The sequence below is a fragment of the Actinotalea subterranea genome, assembly GCF_008364845.1.
GTDB lineage: Bacteria > Actinomycetota > Actinomycetes > Actinomycetales > Cellulomonadaceae > Actinotalea > Actinotalea subterranea.
In genome coordinates, this window is the sequence record NZ_VTTP01000001.1 from 152,425 (window position 1) to 173,217 (window position 20,793).

A 20,793-nucleotide genomic window follows, 5' to 3' on the forward strand; every position below is an offset into this window, starting at 1 on the left:
GCTCGGGTCGTGGTCCTCATCGTGCACCTGCCACCTCGGTCTGCGCCCCTGGTGGGAGCCGGTGGTCCGGCCCGTCGGGGCCCTCGGGCTCGAGGGCGTGCCCCTCATCGGCGGGCGCCTGGTCGGCGACCGCCCCGGCCGACACGTCCCCACGCGGGGTGAGCGCCCGGCGCGGCGCGCGCAGCGGGACCCACAGCACGTAGCGGTCGGCGCGGTAGGACGAGCGCGAGTAGGCGCAGGCCACGTCGCCGGCGAACGTGCGGCGCGTGATGCGGAGCACCGCCGCGCCGGGGCGCAGGCCCAGCAGCTCGGCGTCCTGCGCGTCGACCTCGGACGCGGCGACGGTGTCCTCGCCCCAGTCGGGCTCGAGGCCGCGACGGCGCAGCTCGCCGTAGATGCTCTCGGGTGCACCGTCCGCGAGGAGGCCCGGCACGAGGCTCGTGGGGACCCAGGTCTGCTCGAGCGCCATGGGCTGCCCGGCGGCGTGCCGCACCCGGTGCAGGTAGTGCACGCGCTCGCCGGCCACGAGGTCGAGGGCGTCGGCGACGTCGTGCGACGCGGCGACCTCCTCGGCGGCGAGGACGGTCGAGGACGGCTCCATGCCGCGGCGGCGCATCTCCTCGCCGAACGAGGCGAGGCGGACCTCGAGGTCGAGCTTGGTGGGCGCCACGAAGGTGCCGCGGCCCTGCTCGCGCACGAGGAGACCCTCGACGACGAGCGCGTCGACGGCCTGGCGCACGGTCATCCGGGACACGGCGAACCTGTCGCACAGCACGCGCTCGGACGGGATGGCGTCGCCCACGTCGAGCTCGTGGGTCACCAGCGAGCGCAGGTAGTCGCGGACCCGGACGTACTTCAGGACGGAGGGACGCACCGTGGCCGCACCCGCCTTCCTGACGTCGTCGTCCGCTGCCCGGTACGTACCGGAACGTGGGGAACCATGCCGATCTCCATGCCGATCGCCGGTGTCCCTTGACACCGGCTGGGCCATTCCATCATGGTGGTCCGCAACTGGTCCAGACATCTAGCGCACCAAGTTCAGGCGGCCCCTCCCACACCCCGGCGGGACCGACCCGAGTCCCCGCGCCGGTCCCGACCCAGCAGCCCGCCGGTACCCGCCGGCGAGGCGCCGCACACGACGAGGAGTGCACCGCATGACCGCAACGACCGCCAACCAGGTCCGCGAGAAGAGAAGCATCCCCGGGTTCGCCCAGCTCCAACGCATGGGCCGTTCGCTCATGCTGCCCATCGCCTCCCTGCCCGCCGCCGCACTCCTGCTGCGCCTCGGCCAGCCGGACATGCTCGGGGCCGACGGCCTCGCCGGTGCGTGGGGCGACTGGCTCCTGCCGGTCGCCGCAGTCCTGGCCTCGGCGGGCGACGCGCTCTTCGCCAACCTCCCGCTGCTCTTCGCGGTCGGCATCGCCGTCGGCTACGCACGCAAGTCCGACGGTTCGACCGGCCTGGCAGCCGTCATCGGCTACCTCGTCTTCAAGGGTGTCTCGACGGCCCTGTCACCCAACGTGCTCGGCAAGCCCGACGAGGTGACGGCGGACAGCGTCCTGGGGTCGGCCGACCCCGCAGCCCTCGACGCCGCGTCGAGCGGCGACTACAACAGCCTCGTCCTGCACGCCGTGACGGAGGCGCTCGGCGCGCCGTCGCAGCAGCTCATCAACTACGGCGTGCTCGGCGGCATCGTGATCGGCCTGGTCACGGCACTGCTCTTCCAGCGGTTCTACCGGATCAAGCTCCCCGCGTACCTGGCCTTCTTCGGCGGGCGCCGCTTCGTCCCGATCGTCACGGCCGGCGCCGCGATCCTCATCGCCGTCGTCGGCGCGCTGATCTACCCCGCGTTCAACGCCGGTCTGACGGCGGTCGGCGAGTGGGTCACGGGCTCCACGGTCCTCGGCGGCTTCGTCTACGGCACCGCGAACCGCCTCCTGGTCCCGATCGGCCTGCACCACCTGCTCAACTCCCTGCCGTGGTTCCAGTTCGGCGAGTTCACCAACGCCGACGGCGTGACCGTCTACGGCGACATCCCGCGCTTCCTCAACGGCGACCCCACCGCGGGCACCTTCCAGGCCGGGTTCTTCCCGATCATGATGTTCGCGCTCCCGGCCGCGGCCCTCGCCATCACGCACGCGGCGAAGCCGTCCAAGCGCAAGGTCGTCGGCGGCATCATGATGTCCGCCGCCCTGGTCGCGTTCGTGACCGGTGTGACCGAGCCGCTCGAGTTCGCGTTCGTGTACGTCGCCTACCCGCTGTACGCGATCCACGCCGTGCTCACCGGGACGAGCCTCGCGCTCGTCAACGCGCTCGACATCCGCAGCGGGTTCGGGTTCAGCGCAGGGGCGATCGACTACCTGCTGAACTTCACGATCGCCGAGAAGCCGCTGCTCCTGATCCTCATCGGCCTCGGGTACGCGGTCATCTACTACTTCCTCTTCCGGTTCGTGATCGCGAGGTTCAACCTCAAGACACCGGGCCGCGAGGACGAGGGCAGCGCAGCGGACGCGAACAACGTCCTCGTCGACCAGCCCGAGGACGAGCCCGCCCTGGCCACCGCAGGCGCCGCACCTGACGTGCCCACGGACCCGGGCACCGGCAGGCCCACCGCCTGACCTGCACCACCTCACCACAGCACCAGCGCGCCGCCCGGGTCCCTCCACGACCCGGGCGGCGCCGTGACCGGACGGGACAGCCATGCAGCAGGACGTGCTCATCGGAGTGGGCGTCAGCCCGGGGCTCGGCGTCGGGCCCGTGGCGTGGATGCCACCGGCGGTGGCCGAGCCGGATGCGACCTCGACGCTCGGGGCCGAGACCGCGGACGACGCGGTCGCCCGGGTGCGGGCCGCGGCGGCAGCGGTGGCCGCCGACCTGGAGGCGCGAGCCGCGCGCCTCGAGGCCCCGCGCGGGACGGAGGCCGCGCCGGCGGGCATGGCGCCCGCCGCCGCCGAGGCGGCCACGGTGCTGCGCACCACCGCGATGATGGCCACCGACCCGACCCTGCTCGCGGGCGCCGAGACGCTCGTGCGGGCGGGCACGGGACCCGCCCGCGCGGTCTGGCAGGCCGCGGGGACCGTCATCGACCAGCTCTCGGCCCTGGGCGGGTACCTCGGCGAGCGCACACGCGACGTCGCGGACGTGCGCGACCGGGTCGTCGCGCACCTGACGGGCCACCCGGCGCCCGGCGTGCCGGACCTCGACCACCCCTTCGTGCTGGTCGCCGGCGACCTGGCCCCGGCGGACACCGCGACCCTGGACCCGACGCGCGTCACCGCGATCGTGACGCTCCAGGGCGGCCCCACGTCGCACACTGCGATCCTCGCGCGCAGCCTCGGCATCCCCGCCGTGGTCGCCGCGCCGGGTGCGGCCGCGCTCACGGCGTCGGACGTCGTGCTGGTCGACGGCGGGGCGGGCACCGTCACGCGCGACCCCTCCCCCGAGCAGGTCGAGCGTGCCCGGGCCCTCGCAGGACGCGCCCGCACGTTCGACGGCGAGGGCCGCACGGCGGACGGCGTCCGCGTCCCGCTGCTCGCGAACGTCGGCGGACCCGAGGACGCGGTCGCCGCGGCCTCCGCGGGCGCGGAGGGCATCGGCCTGTTCCGCACGGAGTTCTGCTTCCTGGACCGCACCGAGGCCCCGTCCGTCGACGAGCAGACGACCGCCTACCGCGCGGTGCTCGCGGCGTTCCCCGGCCGCAAGGTGGTGGTCCGCACGCTCGACGCCGGTGCGGACAAGCCGCTGCCCTTCCTCACCGCCGCCGACGAGCCGAACCCCGCGCTCGGCGTGCGCGGCCTGCGCACGAGCGGTCGCGACCCGCAGGTGCTCGACGACCAGCTCGCCGCGATCGCACGCGCCGCGACCGCCGAGCAGGCCGACGTGTGGGTCATGGCCCCGATGGTCGCGACCGTCGAGGAGACGGAGGACTTCGTGGCCCGGTGCGCGGCGCACGGCCTGACGCACGCAGGCGTCATGGTCGAGGTCCCGGCCGCGGCGCTGCGCTCGGGCCCCATCCTCGCGCGCGCGGCGTTCGCGAGCATCGGCACCAACGACCTGACGCAGTACGCGATGGCGGCCGACCGCCTGCTGGGCGAGCTCGCGCCGCTGTCGACTGCCTGGCAGCCCGCGGTCCTCGACCTGGTGGCGGCGACCTGCCGGGGCGGCGCCCAGCAGGCCCGCCCGGTAGGCGTCTGCGGCGAGGCCGCGGCCGACCCGGCGCTGGCCGTCGTGCTGGTGGGCCTTGGCGTCACGTCGCTGTCGATGACGCCCCGGGCGCTCGCGGACGTCGCGGCGGTGCTCGCCTCGGTCACGCGTCGCGAGTGCGAGGAGCTGGCCGCGCTGGCGCTCGCCGCCGAGACGGCACAGGGTGCGCGCGACGCCGTCCGGGGCCGCCTGCCCGTGCTCGTCGAGCTCGGCCTGTAGGGCCGCGCCGGGGGCTCGGCCGGCCGCTCAGACGCCTGGGCGGCAGGCCGAGCGCTCAGCGTCGGGGTGCCCTGCGTGCTCAAACGAGCTCAGTGGTCGGGCGTCGTCAGGTAATCGGCGAGCGCGTCGAGCGACGCCTCGGCCCCGTCGCCCTCGGCCTCGAGCACGACCTCGTCGCCGCCCTTCGCGCCGAGGGCCATGACGGCGAGGATGCTGCCCGCGGGGGCCGGTGCGCCGTCGTCCTTGCGGATGGTGACGGTGGCGGGCTGGGCGCCTGCGAGCTGGACGAAGAGTGCGGCCGGGCGGGCGTGCAGGCCCTCGGCGATGGCGACGGTGACACGGCGTTCGGGCACGGGGACCTCGCAGATACGGGACGGCCCCTGGGGCACCGTCGAGCCAACTGGTCTGGACCACCTTAGCGGGTCGCCGGCCCGACGTCTCCCGCAGCGCCGGGCGTGGGCGACAATGGCTGCGTGAGCCACGCCGAGCGCCAGCCCAGCGACACGTTCTACGACGCCGTCGGCGGGACCGAGACCTTCGAGCGGCTCGTCGCGGCGTTCTACGCGCAGGTGGCCGACGACGACCTCCTGCGGCCCATGTACCCGGAGCAGGACCTGGGCCCGGCCGCCGAGCGGCTGCGGACCTTCCTCGAGCAGTACTGGGGCGGCCCCACCACGTACAGCGAGCAGCGTGGCCACCCACGCCTGCGCCTGCGGCACGCGCCCTACAAGGTCAACCCCGCGGCGCGCGACCGGTGGCTCGCACACATGCGCACCGCGCTCGACTCGCTCGCCCTCCCGCCGCTCCAGCACGCAACGCTCTGGGACTACCTGGAACGCGCGGCGCACGCGATGGTCAACACGTTCGACGACTGACCCGGGCGGCCCGCCGCCCACCCACCACCCACGCCGATCCCCGCGCAGGCCGCCCACCCGAGGAGACCGATGCCCCACCCGACGACCGACCCGCTCCGCGCCGTGCTCGACGTGCTCGCGCTGCGCACGGTCGACGCCGACACGTTCACGGGCGACAGCCTCGACAAGCCCGGCGGGCGCGTCTTCGGCGGCCAGGTCCTCGCGCAGTCCCTGCTCGCCGCGGCGGCCACCGTCGGCCACGACCGGCTCCCCCACTCCGTGCACGGGTACTTCCTGCGCCCGGGCGACGTGAAGCAGGAGATCACGTTCGCCGTCGAGCGCCTGCGCGACGGCCGGTCGTTCAGCGCGCGCCGCACCCACGCGCTCCAGGCGGGCGTGCCGATCCTGGCCATGACGACCTCCTTCCAGGTGGAGCAGCCCGGCGTCGAGCACTCGGACACGCCACCCTCGACGGTTCCGCGACCCGAGGGCCTGCCGAGCGTCTTCGAGACCCTGGGCCCTATCGACCACCCGCTCGCCGCGTTCTGGACGCAGGCCTCGGCCTTCGACCTGCGCCACGTCGAGGAGTCCGTCTACACGGGGCCTGCCGGCGAGCGCACCGACCGGCAGATGGTGTGGATGAAGGCCCGCGGCCCGGTGCCCGACGACCAGGTGCTGCACCGCGCCCTGCTCGCCTACGCGTGCGACCAGGTCATGCTCGAGCCGGTCCTTCGGCGGCACGGCGCGAGCTGGTCCACGCAGGCCCTGTCGATCGCGAGCCTCGACCACGCGATGTGGTGGCACCGACCGGCACGCGTCGACGAGTGGCTGCTCTACGTCCAGTCCGCGCCGTCGGCCCAGGGCGGCCGTGGCCTCGGCGCCGCGCGCGTGTACCGCGAGGACGGGGCGCTCGTCGCGACGATCGCCCAGGAGGGCATGGTCCGCTTCCCGCTCGACGACTGAGCCCCGCCGGGTCGACGACCGGCAGCCCGCGCAGCGACCGGGCAGCCCGCGCAGCGACCGGATCGCCCGCGCAGCGACCGGCAGCCCGCGCAGGGACCGGCCAGCCCGCACCGCGACGGTTCCGCCGTTCGACGTGCCGCCTGACGTCGGCCGCCCCAGACTGTCCGCATGCCACGCCTGCGCCGGTCCCGCACGCAGGATGCCGGGTGGTCGCGGCGGCGCCAGGGCCGAGGCACGGTGTACCTCGACGAGCAGGGTCGGCGGATCACGGACCCCGCGGCCGTCGCCCGCTGCGAGGACCTCGTCATCCCTCCCGCATGGACCGACGTGTGGATCTGCCCGCAGGAGAACGGCCACATCCAGGCGATGGGTACGGACGACGCCGGGCGTCGCCAGTACCTCTACCACCCGCACTGGCGCGAGCGCCGCGACCGCGCGAAGCACGAGCAGGTGCTCGCGATGGCGCGACGCCTTCCCGGAGCCCGGCGCACCGTCGCCACCCACCTCGCGCTGCCGGGCATGCCACGGGTCAAGGTGCTCGCGCTCGCGTTCCGGCTGCTCGACGAGGCGTACTTCCGCGCGGGCGGAGAGTCCTACGCCAAGGCGAACGGGAGCTTCGGCCTCGCGACGATCCGCCGCACGCACGTCGACGTCGACGACGAGGGCGTGAGCTTCCGCTACCCGGCCAAGTCGGGACAGCTCCGCGAGACGCGCGTCGACGACGGCGACATCGCCGCCCTCGTGCGCGAGCTCAAGGACCGCCCCGGGCGCCTGCGCGACCTGCTCGCCTGGCAGGACGGCGCCGGTCGCTGGCACGACGTGACCTCGGCGGACATCCAGGAGTACGTCAAGGACCGCCTCGGGTCCGACGCCCGGCCCAAGGACTTCCGGACGTGGCACGCGAGCGTCCTCGCGGCCGCCGCACTCGCCGAGGCGGGCCCGCCGCCGTCGTCGGAGCGGGCCCGGAGCCGCGTCGTGAGCCAGGTCGTGCGGGAGGTCGCCGACGAGCTCGGGAACACCCCCGCGGTGTGCCGCGCGTCGTACATCGACCCGCGCCTGGTCGACCTCTGGGAGCACGGACGGACCATCGGCAGGCGCCGGACGCGAGCGGGTGCGGAGAGGGCGCTCATCGCCCTCCTGACGTGAGTGCCCGCGGCGGGCGCGTGACCTGAGCTCCCGCGACGCGTGCGAGCCCCGCGTGGCCGGCGCCCGTCGCTGCTCGGCCGGTCGCTACTCCATGTCCTCGAGCTGACGCCCCTTGGTCTCGGGCACGAGCCGGAGCACGAAGAAGAACGAGAGCGCGGCGAACACCGTGTACAGGCCGTACGCGACGCCGAGGCCCAGGTCCGCGAGCGCGGGGAACGTCGTCGAGATCGCGAAGTTGCCGAGCCACTGCGCCGCCGCAGCGAGGCCGAGCGCGCTCGCCCGGATCGCGTTGCTGAACATCTCCCCGAGCAGGACCCACACGGCCGGTCCCCAGGAGACCCCGAAGAACACGACGAACGCGTTGGCGGCGACGAGCGCCACGGGCCCCGCGGAGTCCGAGAGCGCAGGCTCGCCGTCGACGAGAGGGGCAGTCGCGAACACGAACGCGAGCGTCGCGAGGCTCGCGACCATGCCGACCGACCCGGTCAGGAGCAGCCGGCGCCGGCCCACCTTGTCGATCACGGAGATCGCGATGATCGTGACGACGATGTTGGTGACCGACGTGATGACGGTCTGGACGAGCGAGTCCTCCTCGCTGAAGCCCACGCTCTGCCACAGGGTCGCGGAGTAGTAGAAGATCACGTTGATGCCGACGAACTGCTGGAACAGGGACAGCGCGATCCCGACCCACACGATCGGCCTGAGCCCGAGCGCGGTGCCGCGCAGGTCGGCGAACGAGGAGCGCGTGTCCATGGACACGGTGCGCCGGATCTCCCGCATGCGCTCGTCGATGCCCGTCTTGAGGACCTGGCTGAGCACCTGGCGTGCGTCGTCGTGCTCACCCCGGGACACGAGGTAGCGCGGCGACTCCGGGATGCTCAGCGCCAGCAGGCCGTACGCCACGGCCGGCACGGCCTCGGCGAAGAACATCCAGCGCCACGCCTCGAGCCCGAGCCAGTGCACCTCGGCTGCACCGCCGGCCGCGGTCGCGAAGAAGTAGTCCGAGAGCAGGGCGACGAAGATGCCGGTGACGATGGCGAGCTGCTGGAGCGAGCCGAGCCGTCCGCGGATCGACGCCGGTGAGATCTCCGCGATGTACGCGGGAGCGATGACGGACGCGGCCCCGACGCCGAGGCCTCCCACCACGCGCCACAGGATGAGGTCCCACGGCCCCTGGGCGAGCCCCGAGCCGATCGCGCTGACGGTGAACAGCACGGACGCGATCAGCATGACCCGGATGCGGCCCTGCCTGTCCGCGAGGCGGCCCGCGAGCCACGCGCCGACGACGCAGCCGAGCAGGGCCGAGGAGACCGCGAAGCCCGTCAGGCCGCTGCCCATCGCGAACTCGTCGCGGATCGCGGAGACGGCACCGTTGATGACCGCGGTGTCGAAGCCGAACAGGAACCCGCCGAGGGCGGCGACGCTCGCGAGGAGGATCGCGCGGCCGGTGTCGTACTCCTCAGCCGCGCCCTGCCCCGGCGCCGACCCGCCCGTACCCGTCTCCTGCGTCCCAGCCATGGCGCGCCTCCTCGTCGTGGACCGCTCGACCGTACGTCCACCCCTGCGGCCCCACCACCGGAGGGGTGCCCGGGAACGCACGGCACACCGGGGACGTACGGGCACGGACTGCGGCACGCACCGGCCGCGCGCCGCGGCGTGCCCGCGCCTACGCTCCGGTGATGAGCAGACTCGTCGCCGTCACGGGCGTCACCGGCTATGTCGGCGGCCGCCTCGTCCCTGAGCTCCTCGACGCGGGGTACCGGGTGCGGGCCATCGCACGCAACCCGGGGCGCCTGCAGGGCCGGCCCTGGGCCGACCGGGTCGAGGCGGTCGGTGCCGACGCCGCCGAGCTCGACGAGATCCGGGCGGCGCTCGAGGGTGTCGACGTCGCGTACTACCTCATCCACTCGCTCGGGACGGGTCGCTTCGAGGCGCGTGACCGGCGCACCGCGCTCGTGTTCGCGCAGGCGGCGCGCGAGGCGGGCGTCCGGCGCATCGTCTACCTCGGTGGCCTCTTCCCGCAGGGCCAGGACCTTTCGCCGCACCTCGAGTCCCGCAAGGAGGTCGGTGAGATCCTCCTCGCGTCGGGCGTCCCGACGACGGTGCTGCGCGCCGCGGTGATCCTCGGCTCCGGGTCGGCCTCGTTCGAGATGATGCGCTACCTCACCGAGCGGCTGCCCGCGATGACGGTGCCCCGCTGGGTCGAGAACCGCATCCAGCCGATCGCGGTCCGCGACGTGCTTCGGTACCTGGTGGGCAGCGCCGACATGCCGGACGACGTGAGCCGTGCCTTCGACATCGGCGGCCCCGAGGTGCTCACGTACCGCCAGATGATGCAGCGCTACGCCGCCGTCGCGGGCCTGCCCCGGCGCATCATCGTCGGTGTGCCCGTGCTCACGCCGCGCCTCTCGAGCCTCTGGGTGTCCCTCGTGACGCCCGTGCCGGGTCCCCTCGCCCGCCCCCTCGTCGAGTCGCTGGTCCACGAGGTGGTGTGCGACGAGAAGGACATCGCCGAGCACGTGCCCGACCCGCCGACGGGTCTGCTCGGCTTCGACGACGCCGTCCGGCTCGCCCTCCAGCGCATCCAGGACGCCGACGTCGCGACGCGCTGGTCCTCGGCGTCGGTGCCGGGGGCTCCCAGCGACCCGCTGCCGAGCGACCCCGACTGGGCCGGCGGCTCGCTCTACCGGGACGAGCGGCGCACGCGGGTCGACGCACCCGCCGACGTCGTGTGGAGCGTCATCCAGACGGTGGGCGGCGAGCGCGGGTGGTACTCGTGGCCGCTCGCCTGGGAGGTCCGCGGTCTGCTCGACCGCGTCTCGGGTGGCCCGGGCCTGCGGCGCGGCCGTCGGCACCCCGCGCTGCTCCTCGTGGACGACGCCGTCGACTTCTGGCGCGTCGAGGAGGTCGTCCCGCCCCGGATGCTGCGGCTGCGCGCCGAGATGCGGGTCCCCGGGCTGGCCTGGCTCGAGCTCGCGGTGCGTCCGGAGGCGGACCCGGGGACGTCGACGCTGCGCCAGGTGGCGACGTTCCACCCGCACGGGCTCCTCGGCCAGCTCTACTGGTGGTCCGTCGCGCCCTTCCACGGCGTCGTGTTCGGCGGGATGCAGCGGGGCATGCGGCGCGAGGCGGAGCGGCTCGCCGCGGAGCTCGCGCAGGGTGAAGGCCCGTCGGCCGCCTGACTGCGGCGGACCGGACGGGTGCCTAGACCGCGGTGCCGTTGCGTGCGCGGCGGCGCATCTGCACGGGTTCCTCGACGTACGGGCCCCACACCGCGCGTTCCTCGTCGCTGATGCGGCGCGGGCGCTCGGTCGTCGAGTCGAGCAGGACGATCGTCGTGACCGCCTGCACGTGGACCGTGCGCCGGCCGTCGACGAGGGTCGTGAGCTGGTAGGAGACCTCGAGGCTCGCTCCGCCCAGGTGACCGATCCACATCTCGGCGGTCACGGGTGCGCGCTGGTAGCCCAGCGGCAGGAGGTACTCGACCTCCTGGCGCGCGACGAGCGTGTGCGTCGTCGCGGTGGGCCCGGCGTCGAGCACGGCCGTCTCCCAGGGGCTCTCGTCGACCGCGGTCGGGTGCTTCCAGAACGCGGCGATGCGGGCCTCCTCGAGGAGCCGCATGATCGCCACGTTGTTGACGTGCCCGTAGGCGTCGAGATCGGCCCAGCGCAGCGGGACGGGAACCAACAGGCGGGTCATCGGGGACCTTCCGGGTCGGGGGCGACGTGGCCGCGTCGCATCCTGCCACCAGGCCTCGACCCGGCGGACGCGCCCGTGGTGGCGCCCGCGGTCCGGCCTCGACGCGCGGGCGCTGGCGTCGCCGCGGCCTCCGCTGCCGAGCGGCACTCCGCCCAGCGGGCCAGCACCTCGTCGACGGGCCGGACCACGTGCTCGTCGGCGACCGCGGCGACGGTCGATCGCAGCTGGGTCGTCGCGCGGCGCGCTCGCCGCGCGGCCCCCCAGCGGGCGGCGACGCGCGCGAGGCCCGCGACGAGGAGGCCCACGACGGCGCCGCCGACGGCCGCGAGCGTGGGCACGGGCACCTCGCCCCACCGCGGCGGCTCGGGCGTGGGCAGCTGTAGCGCGTCGAGCCCGGCGAGCGCACCGAGCCACGCGAGCCCGCCGAGCATCACGGCGAGCAGGACCCACTGGAGGGCACCCGTCGCGGCCCACCAGCGCGGCCGCCGGCCGGGGACGACGCGTGTCCCGGCGACGGCGCGGTCCAGCGCGTCGAGGAGACGCGCCCCGTCGTCGCCGTCGGCAAGGCTGCGTGACCGTGCGGCGAGCACCCACGCCTCGGGGGCGCGCGAGGTCGCGGCGTCGGTGTAGCCCCGCACAGCCGCGCGGGCCCGCGCGTGCTCGGCGGGCCCGGGCGGCGGGACGGACGTCCGTACCAGGTCGGCGTCGACCGCCCCGCGCTCACGGGAACGACCGGTCCCGGGTGAGGTGCCACCCCCGCCACCCGCGGCGAGGTGCAGGCGACGCAGCGGGTCGACGCGGAAGCGGCTCAGCCACCGCGTGGGCGGCCAGCCGGTCGCCCGCCAGGCGCGCAGCGACCACGCCGCGCGCACCGCCTCGGCGACCACCGGGACGCCGGCTGCGACGGCGAGGGCCTCGACCAGCTCGGCCTGCGCCCCTCGGCGCGGCCCCTCCCCGGCGGGCGCGGGGCCGCAGTGCTCGAGGATCTGCCGCGCGAGGTGGATGACGTCGGCCTCGACGCGGGCCGTGGCCGCGAGCCTGCGCGCGGCGGCGTCGTCGAGCGCGGCGCGCAGCTCGGGGATGCCCTGGCCCGTGAGCGCGGAGGCGTCGATCAGTGGGACGCCTCCGAGGCCGTCGTCGGCGAGCAGCCCCTGCAGGTCCCGGTGGCACGCGGCCCGCTCCTCGGGGCTCAGGCGGTCCACCTGGTTCAGCACCACGAGGACGACGTCGCGATGGTCGGCGAGCCCGCGCAGGTAGCGCTCGTGCACGGCGGCGTCGGCGTACTTCTGCGGGTCCACGACCCACACCATGAGGTCGACGAGGGCCATGAGCCGCTCGGCCTCGAGCCGGTGGGCCGTGAGCACCGAGTCGTGGTCGGGGAGGTCGAGCAGGATCAGGCCGTCGGCGGGGGCACCTTCGGCGCCGAGCTGGTGACGCCGTCGAACGCCGAGCCAGTCGAGCAGCGCCGCCGACCCGGTCTCGCCGCGCACCACGGCCAGCGCCTCCGAGGTGGTGGGCCGCAGCACGTCGACCTGGGCGAGCGGGGCCCCGACGATAGCGTTGACGAGCGAGGACTTGCCCGACCCGGTCGAGCCCCCGAGGGCGACGACGGTGTGGTCGGCCGAGAGCCGCAGGCGGTGGCCCGCGCGCTCCTCGACGTCCTGCGCGACGGCGACGAGGCTCGACGGCAGCACGCCCCGCCCGGCGCGGACGGCTCGCGCGAGCGCGTCCAGGCGCTCCGTGACGGTCACGGTCGCCACAGCCGCTGCCACCACCCACGCAGGCCGCCGACCTCGTCGGGGGTCGTCCGGTCGGGAGCCTGCGCGCCTGCGCCCGCGGTGGCGTGCGGCCCACCGGTGCCCGGGCCCGCGGGTCCGACGACCGGGGCGTCCGGCACCGCGAGCCCGACGGCGTGCGCGGCCGCACGCACCTGCTCACCGCCGCGCACGGACAGGTCGAGCGCGTCGAGGCCGGTCGTGAACCGTGCGGCCTCCTCGGCGAGCAGCCGGCGCATGCGGCGCACCAGGTCGTCGTGCGCGGTGCGGGTCAGGCGGCGAACCGCGTCGTCGCCGAACACGGCCTCGAGCAGCCGCTGGGCGAGCACAGCGGTGCCGCCCGCGACACCGACCTCCGCGGTCGTCAGGCCACCCGTGGACGCGAAGATCGCGACCATGAGGGCGGCGCCGAGGCCGTTGACGCCGAAGGAGAGCGCCCGGGCGGTCGTCCGGCGGCCGGCGCCCTCGGTCGAGACGAGGTCGAGCACACCCGACTGCCACTCCCGGATCTCCGCGGTGACGCGCTCGCGCAGGTCGACCGCGGAGCGGGAGAGGCGGAGCCCGTCGACGAGCGCGGCACCCGCCGGGTCGGCGCGCCACGAGGCGTAGGCGTGGTCCGCGGCGCCGTCGGCGGCGTCCTGGACGAGGTCCACGAGGCCGTGGCCGATCGCGGCGGCGACGGGCTCGGGTGCGGGCCGGCCGTGCAGGAACGCGGACGCGCGGTCACGCCACGTGCTGACCTTGGCCTCGATGGCACGCAGCAGCTCGCCCGTGCCGACGAACTCCTGCCACCGTGCGAGCACCTCGCCGCGCAGCATCGTGCCGTCGGAGGTCGCGGCCTCGAGCGAGCGCGCGGCGCCGTCGTACGCCGTGGCCACGACCGACCGCAGGCGTTCGACGTGCGCGACCTGGGCGTCGGCCGCCGACGCGAGGCCGGGTGCCTGGGCGAGCACGTCCTCGACCGCACCGCGGACGGTCCGCCGCACGAGCGCGTCACGCGCGACCACGTCCCCGGCGACCCCGCGCAGCCACGTCGACAGGTCGGCGACCGCCACGGTGGGCAGCAGCCCGTCGTGCAAGGTCGCCTCGGGGACGGTGAACAGGTGGGCCTCGGCGAGGCCGTGCTCGGTGAGCATGGCGCCCAGGTGGCCCGCGACGGCGTCGGTCGCCTCGGGCGCGACGCGGTTGAGGACCATCGCGACCGCTGCCCGACGTCGGGCTGCCGCACCGAGCAGGTCCCACGGGACGGCGTCGGCGTACCGTGCGGCCGTCGTGACGAAGACCCAGAGGTCGGCGGCGCCGAGCAGCTCCTCGCCGAGCTCACGGTTCTCCACGACGACCGAGTCGATGTCGGGCGCGTCCAGGAGCGCGAGCCCGCGTGGGACCTGCGGGTGGGGTACGAGGCGCAGGGCGCGGCCCTCGGCGTCGGTGCCCGTGACGCGGGGCAGGCGCGGGAGCACGCGGTCCGTGGTGAACCAGGCCGTGTCGTCGGGGTGGTGCACCAGGACGGGTGACCGTGTGGTCGGCCGCAGCACGCCCGCGGCGGTGACCCGCGCACCGAGCAGGCTGTTGACGAGCGTGGACTTGCCCGCGCCGGTCGAGCCGCCGACGACCGCGAGGAGCGGGGCACCCATCTGGCGCACGCGGGGCACGAGGTAGTCGTCGAGGTGGTCCACGAGGGCGGCGGCTGCGCGCCGGTCGGCGTCCGCGCCGGGGAGGCCGAGGGGCAGCCGCAGGGTGGCGACCGCCGAGCGCAGGCCGACGAGGGCGGCGGCGAGGCGCTCACCGTCCTGCTCGGTGCTCATGCGCGCTCCCGTCGGTGGTCGTCCACGGCCAGTCTGGCGCAGCGTGGTCGATCATGCCCGGCACGGGCACGGGCACGGGCGCGGGCACGGGCGCAGACGCCGACGACCGGCCACCCGAGGGTGACCGGTCGTCGGTGCGGTGCGTGTGCGCCGTGCGTCCTTGCCGTCCGTGCTTGCCGTGCGTGCTTGCCGGGCGTATCCGCTGTGGCGCCCGCCGCGCGTGCGTACGTGCGTCGGGCGCGGCCCGAGGTCAGTCGCGCGTGAGCTTGCGGTACGTGACGCGGTGCGGACGGGCGGCGTCGGCGCCGAGGCGCTCGACCTTGTTCGCCTCGTAGGACTCGAAGTTGCCCTCGAACCAGTACCAGCGCGACGGGTCCTCCTCGGTGCCCTCGTAGGCGAGGATGTGGGTCGCGACCCGGTCGAGGAACCACCGGTCGTGGGAGACCACGACGGCGCAGCCCGGGAACTCCAGGAGCGCGTTCTCGAGCGAGCCGAGGGTCTCGACGTCGAGGTCGTTGGTGGGCTCGTCGAGGAGCAGCACGTTGCCGCCCTGCTTGAGCGTGAGCGCGAGGTTGAGGCGGTTGCGCTCGCCACCGGACAGGACGCCCGCGGGCTTCTGCTGGTCGGGGCCCTTGAAGCCGAAGGCAGCGACGTACGCGCGGGACGGCATCTCGACGTTGCCGACCTTGATGAAGTCGAGCCCGTCGGACACGACCTCCCAGAGGGTCTTCTTCGGGTCGATGCCGCCGCGGGACTGGTCGACGTACGAGAGCTTGACGGTCTCCCCCACACGCAGGGACCCGGCGTCGAGCGGCTCGAGGCCGACGATCGTCTTGAAGAGCGTCGTCTTGCCGACGCCGTTGGGGCCGATGACACCGACGATGCCGTTGCGGGGCAGCGTGAAGCTGAGCCCGTCGATGAGCACGCGGTCGTCGAAGCCCTTCGTGAGGTCCTTGGCCTCGATGACCACGCTGCCCAGGCGCGGGCCCATCGGGATCTGGATCTCCTCGAAGTCCAGCTTCCGCGTGCGGTCCGCCTCGGCGGCCATCTCCTCGTAGCGCGCGAGGCGGGCCTTCGACTTGGTCTGGCGGCCCTTCGCCGACGAGCGCACCCACTCGAGCTCGTCCTTGAGGCGCTTGGAGAGCTTGGCGTCCTTCTTGCCCTGCACCTCGAGCCGCGCCTGCTTCTTCTCCAGGTACGTGGAGTAGTTGCCCTCGTACGGGTAGAGGCGTCCGCGGTCGACCTCGGCGATCCACTCGGCGACGTGGTCGAGGAAGTACCGGTCGTGGGTCACGGCGAGCACGGCGCCGGCGTACTGGGACAGGTGCTGCTCGAGCCACAGCACGCTCTCGGCGTCGAGGTGGTTCGTGGGCTCGTCGAGGAGCAGGAGGTCGGGCTTCTCCAGGAGCAGCTTGCACAGCGCGACGCGACGCCGCTCACCACCGGACAGCACCGACACGTCGGCGTCCGGCGGCGGGCAGCGCAGGGCGTCCATCGCCTGCTCGAGCTGGGCGTCGAGGTCCCACGCGCCGGCGTGGTCCAGCACCTCCTGGAGCTCGCCCATCTCGGCGAGCAGCGTGTCGAAGTCCGCGTCGGGCTCCGCCATGAGGGCCGAGATCTCGTTGAACCGGTCGAGCTTGCCCTTGATCTCGGCGACGCCCTCCTCGACGTTGCCGAGAACGGTCTTCTCCTCGTTGAGCGGCGGCTCCTGGAGCAGGATCCCGACGGTGTAGCCCGGGGAGAGGCGCGCCTCGCCGTTGGACGGCTCGTCGAGGCCGGCCATGATCTTCAGGATCGTCGACTTCCCGGCGCCGTTGGGGCCGACGACGCCGATCTTCGCCCCGGGGTAGAAGCTCATGGTGACGTCGTCGAGGATCACCTTGTCGCCGTGCGCCTTGCGCGCCTTGTACATGGTGTAGATGAACTCAGCCACGTGGGTGTCTGCTCCTGGGTGTCGTCGGGTGGTCGGTGTGCCGCGGACGGCAGCCCGGGGCCGGCGCGCGGTGGCGCCGGCCCGGCGGGACCACCCGTCAGCCTACGGCGTCATGCGCCGGCACCGGTGCCCACGGGCTCGAGCGACGCCTCGTCCGCGTGGTCGTCGTCCTCGAGCGCGCCGTCGACCGCCTGGTCGTCCCCGGCCACGGTCCCGGCGGCGCCGCGGGCGCGTCCGGACGGGTCCGCCGGGTCCGCCGGGTCGGTCGGCCCGGCGGGGTCGGTCGCCCACGGGTCGTCCGCGTCGGCAGCCCCGGAGCGCGCGACGCCGGTCTGCTCCCCGTCACCCTGCCCGGACGACACGTGCACGGTCCGCGCGAACGTCGAGCGGCCGCGCGTGAGGTCGTGGCCGAGGGCCTGCGCCTCGAGGACGAGCCCGAAGCGCGGCCCGTTCTCGCCCGCCCACTCCTCGGAGCGCATGCGACCGTGGACGAGGACGGGGTCGCCCTTGTGCACGGACGCGGCGACGTTGAACGCGACGTCCCGGAACGCCTTGACGGTGAGCCACTCGGTGCGCCCGTCGGTCCAGGCGCCGACGCGGTTGTCGTACCACCGGGGCGTCGTGGCCACGCGGAAGCTCGTGTACGGCACGCCGTCCCCGACGACCTCGCGCGGCGTGGATGCCGCCCAGCCGACCACTGTCACCATCAGCCCGTTGGAGCTCATCGTTCCTCCTGTCCTGGAGGCCGGCTCGTCCGGCCCTCGGGAACGAGCGTCGCGGGGCCGCTCGGGGCCGGCGCGGACGGACCCGTCAGGGTGTGGAGGAGGGCTCGTCCGTCCCGGGGGCTGGGGAGCCGGCGTCCGGGGCCGGGTCTGTGGAAGGCGCAGCGGCGGGCGGCTCGCCAACGGCGGGTGGTTCGGTAGCGGGCCCCGCAACCGTGGGCGCGTCGACGGCGTGCGCGGACCCGTGCCGCCGGTCACCACGGCCGGCGGCAGGCAGCGGGCTGACCTCCGCGGCCTCGCGCACAACCCGGTGGTCTCCGAGGACGACCGCGGTGGGTGCACCGAGGCACTCGTCGACGACGTGCCCGAGGGCCTCGCGGGCACGTCCGTCGAGCTCGGCGCCGGCCCGTCGGGCGGCCGCCCGACGCAGGCCGCGCGCGAGCACGAGGAGCAGCACGGCCGCGACGAGACCACCGCAGGCCGCGATCGCGAGCGTCACGGCCTCGCCCGTGAAGGTTCCGACGCCGGCCCACGAGCCGATCGCGAGGCCCGCTGCCGTGAGCCCGGCCAGGGCCAGGACGGCGGCCAGGGCACGGGCGACGGCGGCGCCGCGCGGCGGACGGACGGCGACGCGTGTGTCGGCGAGCCTGCTGTCGACCGCCGAGGCCAGTGCCTCGGCCTCGGGCACCGCGGCGGTGAGGGCCTCGTTCCACACGGCCGGGAGATCGGGTGTGACGGCGTGCAGCCACGCGCCGCGGACCGCCCGCACCCGGTCCTGCTGGACGGCACCGACCCCGGCGGACACGGCACGGCCCGAGCGCACGGCCCGCTCGACGGACGCGACGGTCCCGGGCAGCCCGGTGGCCTCGGCGAGACCGTCGATCGCCGAGGAGCGCGGCAGATCGGCGTCGGTGGTCTCGCGGGGTCCGACGACGGCGCCGAGCGCGCGGGCGGCGTCGTCGAGCTCCGCGGTCGCGCGGACCTCCGCCACGCCGTGGCTCGCGACGGCGCGGGCGAGCACACCGCGGAGCACGGGGATGCCGTCACCGGTGCGCGCCGAGACGCTGTGGACCCCGACCTCCACGAGGCCGTCCTCGCGCAGGAGGCGGGACACGTCGCGCAGGAGGCTCGCCTGCGCGTCCACCGGCACGGTGTCGATCTGGTTGAGCACGACGAGCATCGCGGCCTCGTGGCCCACGAGGTGCCGCAGGTACCCGGTGTGCAGGGCGTCGTCGGCGTACTTCTGCGGGTCGACGACCCACACGAGGACGTCGACGAGCGGGAGCAGGCGGTCGACGACGGCGCGGTGCTCGGGCTCGACGGAGTCGTGGTCAGGCAGGTCGAGCAGCACGAGGCCGCGCAGGTCCGCCTGGCTCTCGCCGTCGAGCTCGCTCTCCCGCTCGATGCGCCGGTCGCGGGACACGCCGAGCCAGTCGAGCAGGGGCCTGGCGTCGTGCGCCCACGCGCACGCGGTGACCTGCGACGTTGTCGGACGCCGCACACCCACGTCGGCGAAGTCGAGGCCGCTCAGCGCGTTGAAGACGCTCGACTTGCCCGAGCCCGTGCCACCCACGAGCGCGACGACCGTGTGGTCCACGCCGAGCGCGAGCCGTTCCCGCACCCCCTGGAGGGTGCGGCGGACCGCGTCGGCCGTGCCCGCGGGCACCCGGTCTCCCCCGCGCGCGAGCGCGTCCTCGAGGCGTTCGACACGCTCGAGGAGCGCGGCCGTGCGCGGGCCGATGACGGCGCCGGGGATGCTCGTCATGTCAGCCCCTTGAGGACGGCCAGGCGCAGGCGGAGCCGTGAGGCGGCGTCGTCGGCGAGGTCGTCCGAGTCGAGGACGTCGAAGGCGGCGGCTCGGCCCGCGCGTGCCCGCTCCGTGGCGAGGATGGTGAGGCGCTCGGTCGGCGGCGCGAGGAGCTCGTCGACGGTGTCGCCCCCCAGGGCGCCTGCGAGCACGTCGCGCGCCTCACCCAGACCGGCGGCCGCCACGGCCACCATGGTCGTGGCGCCGGGCCTGCCGACGGCGCGGACGAGTCGCGACGCTCGTCGCTGGGCCCGGCGGTCGCCGGCACCGAGCAGCACCTCGACGGCTGCGTCGACCGACGCGACCCACGCGTCCACCGCACCGGCGAGGCCTGCCGCGTCGGGCCGTCCGGCGGTGTGCTCGCCGGAGGCGTCCCCGCGTTCGGCGAGCGCCGCGACGACGGTCGCCGCCCCGGGCGCCTTGCTCGTGGCGAGAGCCGTGTGGACGGCCCGCGCCGCCCTGGCCTGGGCGCTGTCGAGGGTCACGACGAGCGCCGCGCGCAGCTCGGTGTCGAGGCGGGTGAGCGCGGCGGCCAGCCCGGTCCTTCCGCGCCGCGCGGTCCAGCGCCGGCCCCAGGCGGACCCGGCGGGGCCGACGGAGCCCCAGGTCCCGCGGACGGGGCCGTCGACGACCCCTCCCTCGGCGACGCTCAGCGCGGTGCGCTCGGCAGGGCCGACGACGGCGTCGGCGGCGATGCCCTGGAGGCGGACCCGGGCGTCGACCTGGGCCTGGACGGCCTCCGCGAGGTCGTCGACCCAGGGGCGCAGAGCGGCGAGCGCCCCGCGCTGGGTGCGCGCGATCACGGACCGGGCACGGTCCGGCCCGGCGACCATGGCGAGCCAGCGGCGGATCGGCGCGACCGCCGTGGGGTCCAGGAGGCCCTCGTGCGGCCCGACGTCGGGCACCAGGAAGAGCGGGACGGCTGCCATGCCGCGCTCACGCAGGCGGTGCATGAGGTCGGACCTGACGGTGAGCAGCGCGTCGGACGGGACGCGGTTGAGCACCATCGCCATGGAGGCGCCCCGTGCGCTCGCGCGGTCGAGGACCTGCCAGGGCAGGGCGTCCCCGTAGCGGGCCGCGGTCGTCACGAACACCCACAGGTCGGCGGCCTCGAGGAGGCGGTGGGCCATGGCGCGGTTGCTCTCGAGCAGCGAGTCCAGGTCCGGCGCGTCCACGAGTGCGACCCCACGCGGCACCGCCGGGCGGGCGACGACCTCGACGGCCTCACTCAGGGGGTGCTCCGCGAGCAGCTCGGCGTCGTCCGGGTGGTGGGCGAGCACGGGGCGGCGCGTCGTCGGACGCAGCACGCCCGCGGCGCTCACCTCCTCGCCCAGGAGCGAGTTCACGATGGTCGACTTGCCGGCGCCGGTCGAGCCCGCGACGACGACGACGGCCGGGGCGGACAGCTCACGCAGGCGAGGGAGCAGGTGGTCGTCGAGCTGGTCGAGCAGCTGGCTGCGCCGTGCCTGCGCATGCGCGACGCCCTCCAGCTCGAGGGGGAAACGCGTCGCGTCGACGTCACGCCGCAGGTCCGCGACGGCGTCGAGCAGGGAGGCGCTCGCGCGCGGCCGGTCGGCGGGTGGTGCGGCCGCCGCGGAGCCCGTGCCCCCGCCAGCCACGCTGCGCGGGTTGACCAGGTCGGAGCTCACGACCCAATCCTCCCGTGC

The 20,793-nt window shown here is 75.1% G+C and carries 16 protein-coding genes; 6 read left to right on the top strand and 10 right to left on the bottom strand.

Features of this window, described 5'->3' with window-relative positions; all coding sequences use genetic code 11:
- Nucleotides 1-16: 16 nt before the first annotated feature.
- Nucleotides 17-874 (bottom strand): GntR family transcriptional regulator, encoded by an 858-nt coding sequence (locus tag FZ988_RS00675; RefSeq protein WP_246169062.1) that lies wholly within the window; start codon nucleotides 872-874, stop codon nucleotides 17-19.
- Nucleotides 875-1,154: 280 nt separating this feature from the next.
- Between FZ988_RS00675 and FZ988_RS00680 the strand changes: the two genes are divergently transcribed.
- Both FZ988_RS00680 and ptsP read left to right on the top strand, forming a co-directional pair.
- A complete protein-coding gene (locus FZ988_RS00680; RefSeq protein ID WP_149202086.1) occupies nucleotides 1,155-2,618 on the top strand; it encodes a PTS transporter subunit EIIC in 1,464 nt (487 codons plus the stop codon).
- Nucleotides 2,619-2,700: 82 nt separating this feature from the next.
- Nucleotides 2,701-4,422 (top strand): phosphoenolpyruvate--protein phosphotransferase, encoded by a 1,722-nt coding sequence (gene ptsP, locus FZ988_RS00685; protein ID WP_149202087.1) that lies wholly within the window; start codon nucleotides 2,701-2,703, stop codon nucleotides 4,420-4,422.
- A gap of 89 nt (nucleotides 4,423-4,511) precedes the next feature.
- Here the strand turns inward: ptsP and FZ988_RS00690 are convergent, their stop codons facing one another.
- The gene (locus FZ988_RS00690) at nucleotides 4,512-4,775 is read right to left on the bottom strand and encodes an HPr family phosphocarrier protein (RefSeq protein WP_149202088.1); all 264 of its coding nucleotides are present in this window, start codon (nucleotides 4,773-4,775) and stop codon (nucleotides 4,512-4,514) included.
- A 120-nt stretch (nucleotides 4,776-4,895) separates the two neighbouring features.
- Between FZ988_RS00690 and FZ988_RS00695 the strand changes: the two genes are divergently transcribed.
- The 3 genes from FZ988_RS00695 (at nucleotide 4,896) to FZ988_RS00705 (ending at nucleotide 7,385) form a co-directional block, all read left to right on the top strand.
- Nucleotides 4,896-5,297, top strand: a complete 402-nt coding sequence (locus FZ988_RS00695) for a globin (RefSeq protein WP_149202089.1) — start codon at nucleotides 4,896-4,898, stop codon at nucleotides 5,295-5,297.
- Nucleotides 5,298-5,366: 69 nt separating this feature from the next.
- A complete protein-coding gene (locus tag FZ988_RS00700) occupies nucleotides 5,367-6,239 on the top strand; it encodes an acyl-CoA thioesterase (RefSeq protein ID WP_149202090.1) in 873 nt (290 codons plus the stop codon).
- 168 nt (nucleotides 6,240-6,407) lie between these two features.
- Nucleotides 6,408-7,385, top strand: a complete 978-nt coding sequence (locus tag FZ988_RS00705) for a DNA topoisomerase IB (protein ID WP_149202091.1) — start codon at nucleotides 6,408-6,410, stop codon at nucleotides 7,383-7,385.
- Nucleotides 7,386-7,469: 84 nt separating this feature from the next.
- Here the strand turns inward: FZ988_RS00705 and FZ988_RS00710 are convergent, their stop codons facing one another.
- Nucleotides 7,470-8,903, bottom strand: coding sequence for a sugar porter family MFS transporter (locus FZ988_RS00710; protein WP_149202092.1), 1,434 nt, complete (start codon nucleotides 8,901-8,903; stop codon nucleotides 7,470-7,472).
- Nucleotides 8,904-9,064: 161 nt separating this feature from the next.
- Between FZ988_RS00710 and FZ988_RS00715 the strand changes: the two genes are divergently transcribed.
- Nucleotides 9,065-10,567 carry an SDR family oxidoreductase gene (locus FZ988_RS00715; protein WP_149202093.1) on the top strand — a complete coding sequence of 501 codons (1,503 nt, stop codon included), beginning with the start codon at nucleotides 9,065-9,067 and terminating at the stop codon, nucleotides 10,565-10,567.
- 22 nt (nucleotides 10,568-10,589) lie between these two features.
- Here the strand turns inward: FZ988_RS00715 and FZ988_RS00720 are convergent, their stop codons facing one another.
- The 7 genes from FZ988_RS00720 to FZ988_RS00750 all read right to left on the bottom strand — a co-directional run bounded on the left by FZ988_RS00720 (nucleotide 10,590) and on the right by FZ988_RS00750 (nucleotide 20,775).
- Nucleotides 10,590-11,084: an acyl-CoA thioesterase gene (locus FZ988_RS00720; protein ID WP_149202094.1), complete on the bottom strand. Its 495-nt coding sequence runs from the start codon at nucleotides 11,082-11,084 to the stop codon at nucleotides 10,590-10,592.
- Complete coding sequence (locus tag FZ988_RS00725; RefSeq protein ID WP_149202095.1) at nucleotides 11,081-12,844, bottom strand: GTPase; 1,764 nt, start codon at nucleotides 12,842-12,844, stop codon at nucleotides 11,081-11,083. The genes FZ988_RS00720 and FZ988_RS00725 overlap by 4 nt, the downstream gene beginning before the upstream one ends.
- A complete protein-coding gene (locus FZ988_RS00730; RefSeq protein WP_149202096.1) occupies nucleotides 12,832-14,664 on the bottom strand; it encodes a P-loop NTPase family protein in 1,833 nt (610 codons plus the stop codon). Before FZ988_RS00730 ends, FZ988_RS00725 begins: the two co-directional genes overlap by 13 nt.
- Before the next feature lie 250 nt (nucleotides 14,665-14,914).
- Nucleotides 14,915-16,597: an energy-dependent translational throttle protein EttA gene (gene ettA / locus FZ988_RS00735; protein ID WP_149202097.1), complete on the bottom strand. Its 1,683-nt coding sequence runs from the start codon at nucleotides 16,595-16,597 to the stop codon at nucleotides 14,915-14,917.
- Between the two features lie 110 nt (nucleotides 16,598-16,707).
- Nucleotides 16,708-17,322, bottom strand: coding sequence for a single-stranded DNA-binding protein (locus FZ988_RS00740; protein WP_149202098.1), 615 nt, complete (start codon nucleotides 17,320-17,322; stop codon nucleotides 16,708-16,710).
- 85 nt (nucleotides 17,323-17,407) lie between these two features.
- Complete coding sequence (locus FZ988_RS00745) at nucleotides 17,408-19,084, bottom strand: GTPase (RefSeq protein WP_149202099.1); 1,677 nt, start codon at nucleotides 19,082-19,084, stop codon at nucleotides 17,408-17,410.
- Nucleotides 19,081-20,775, bottom strand: a complete 1,695-nt coding sequence (locus FZ988_RS00750) for a GTPase (RefSeq protein ID WP_149202100.1) — start codon at nucleotides 20,773-20,775, stop codon at nucleotides 19,081-19,083. The genes FZ988_RS00745 and FZ988_RS00750 overlap by 4 nt, the downstream gene beginning before the upstream one ends.
- Between the last annotated feature and the right edge of the window lie 18 nt (nucleotides 20,776-20,793).

What these genes read in the sequence shown, in the direction of transcription:
- ptsP (WP_149202087.1), top strand. Translation starts at nt 2,701, where the DNA reads ATGCAGCAGGACGTGCTCATCGGAGTGGGCGTCAGCCCGGGGCTCGGC.
- FZ988_RS00715 (WP_149202093.1), top strand. Translation starts at nt 9,065, where the DNA reads ATGAGCAGACTCGTCGCCGTCACGGGCGTCACCGGCTATGTCGGCGGC.
- FZ988_RS00740 (WP_149202098.1), bottom strand. Translation starts at nt 17,322, where the DNA reads ATGAGCTCCAACGGGCTGATGGTGACAGTGGTCGGCTGGGCGGCATCC.
- FZ988_RS00680 (WP_149202086.1), top strand. Translation starts at nt 1,155, where the DNA reads ATGACCGCAACGACCGCCAACCAGGTCCGCGAGAAGAGAAGCATCCCC.
- FZ988_RS00730 (WP_149202096.1), bottom strand. Translation starts at nt 14,664, where the DNA reads ATGAGCACCGAGCAGGACGGTGAGCGCCTCGCCGCCGCCCTCGTCGGC.
- FZ988_RS00700 (WP_149202090.1), top strand. Translation starts at nt 5,367, where the DNA reads ATGCCCCACCCGACGACCGACCCGCTCCGCGCCGTGCTCGACGTGCTC.
- FZ988_RS00710 (WP_149202092.1), bottom strand. Translation starts at nt 8,903, where the DNA reads ATGGCTGGGACGCAGGAGACGGGTACGGGCGGGTCGGCGCCGGGGCAG.
- FZ988_RS00720 (WP_149202094.1), bottom strand. Translation starts at nt 11,084, where the DNA reads ATGACCCGCCTGTTGGTTCCCGTCCCGCTGCGCTGGGCCGATCTCGAC.
- FZ988_RS00745 (WP_149202099.1), bottom strand. Translation starts at nt 19,084, where the DNA reads ATGACGAGCATCCCCGGCGCCGTCATCGGCCCGCGCACGGCCGCGCTC.
- FZ988_RS00705 (WP_149202091.1), top strand. Translation starts at nt 6,408, where the DNA reads ATGCCACGCCTGCGCCGGTCCCGCACGCAGGATGCCGGGTGGTCGCGG.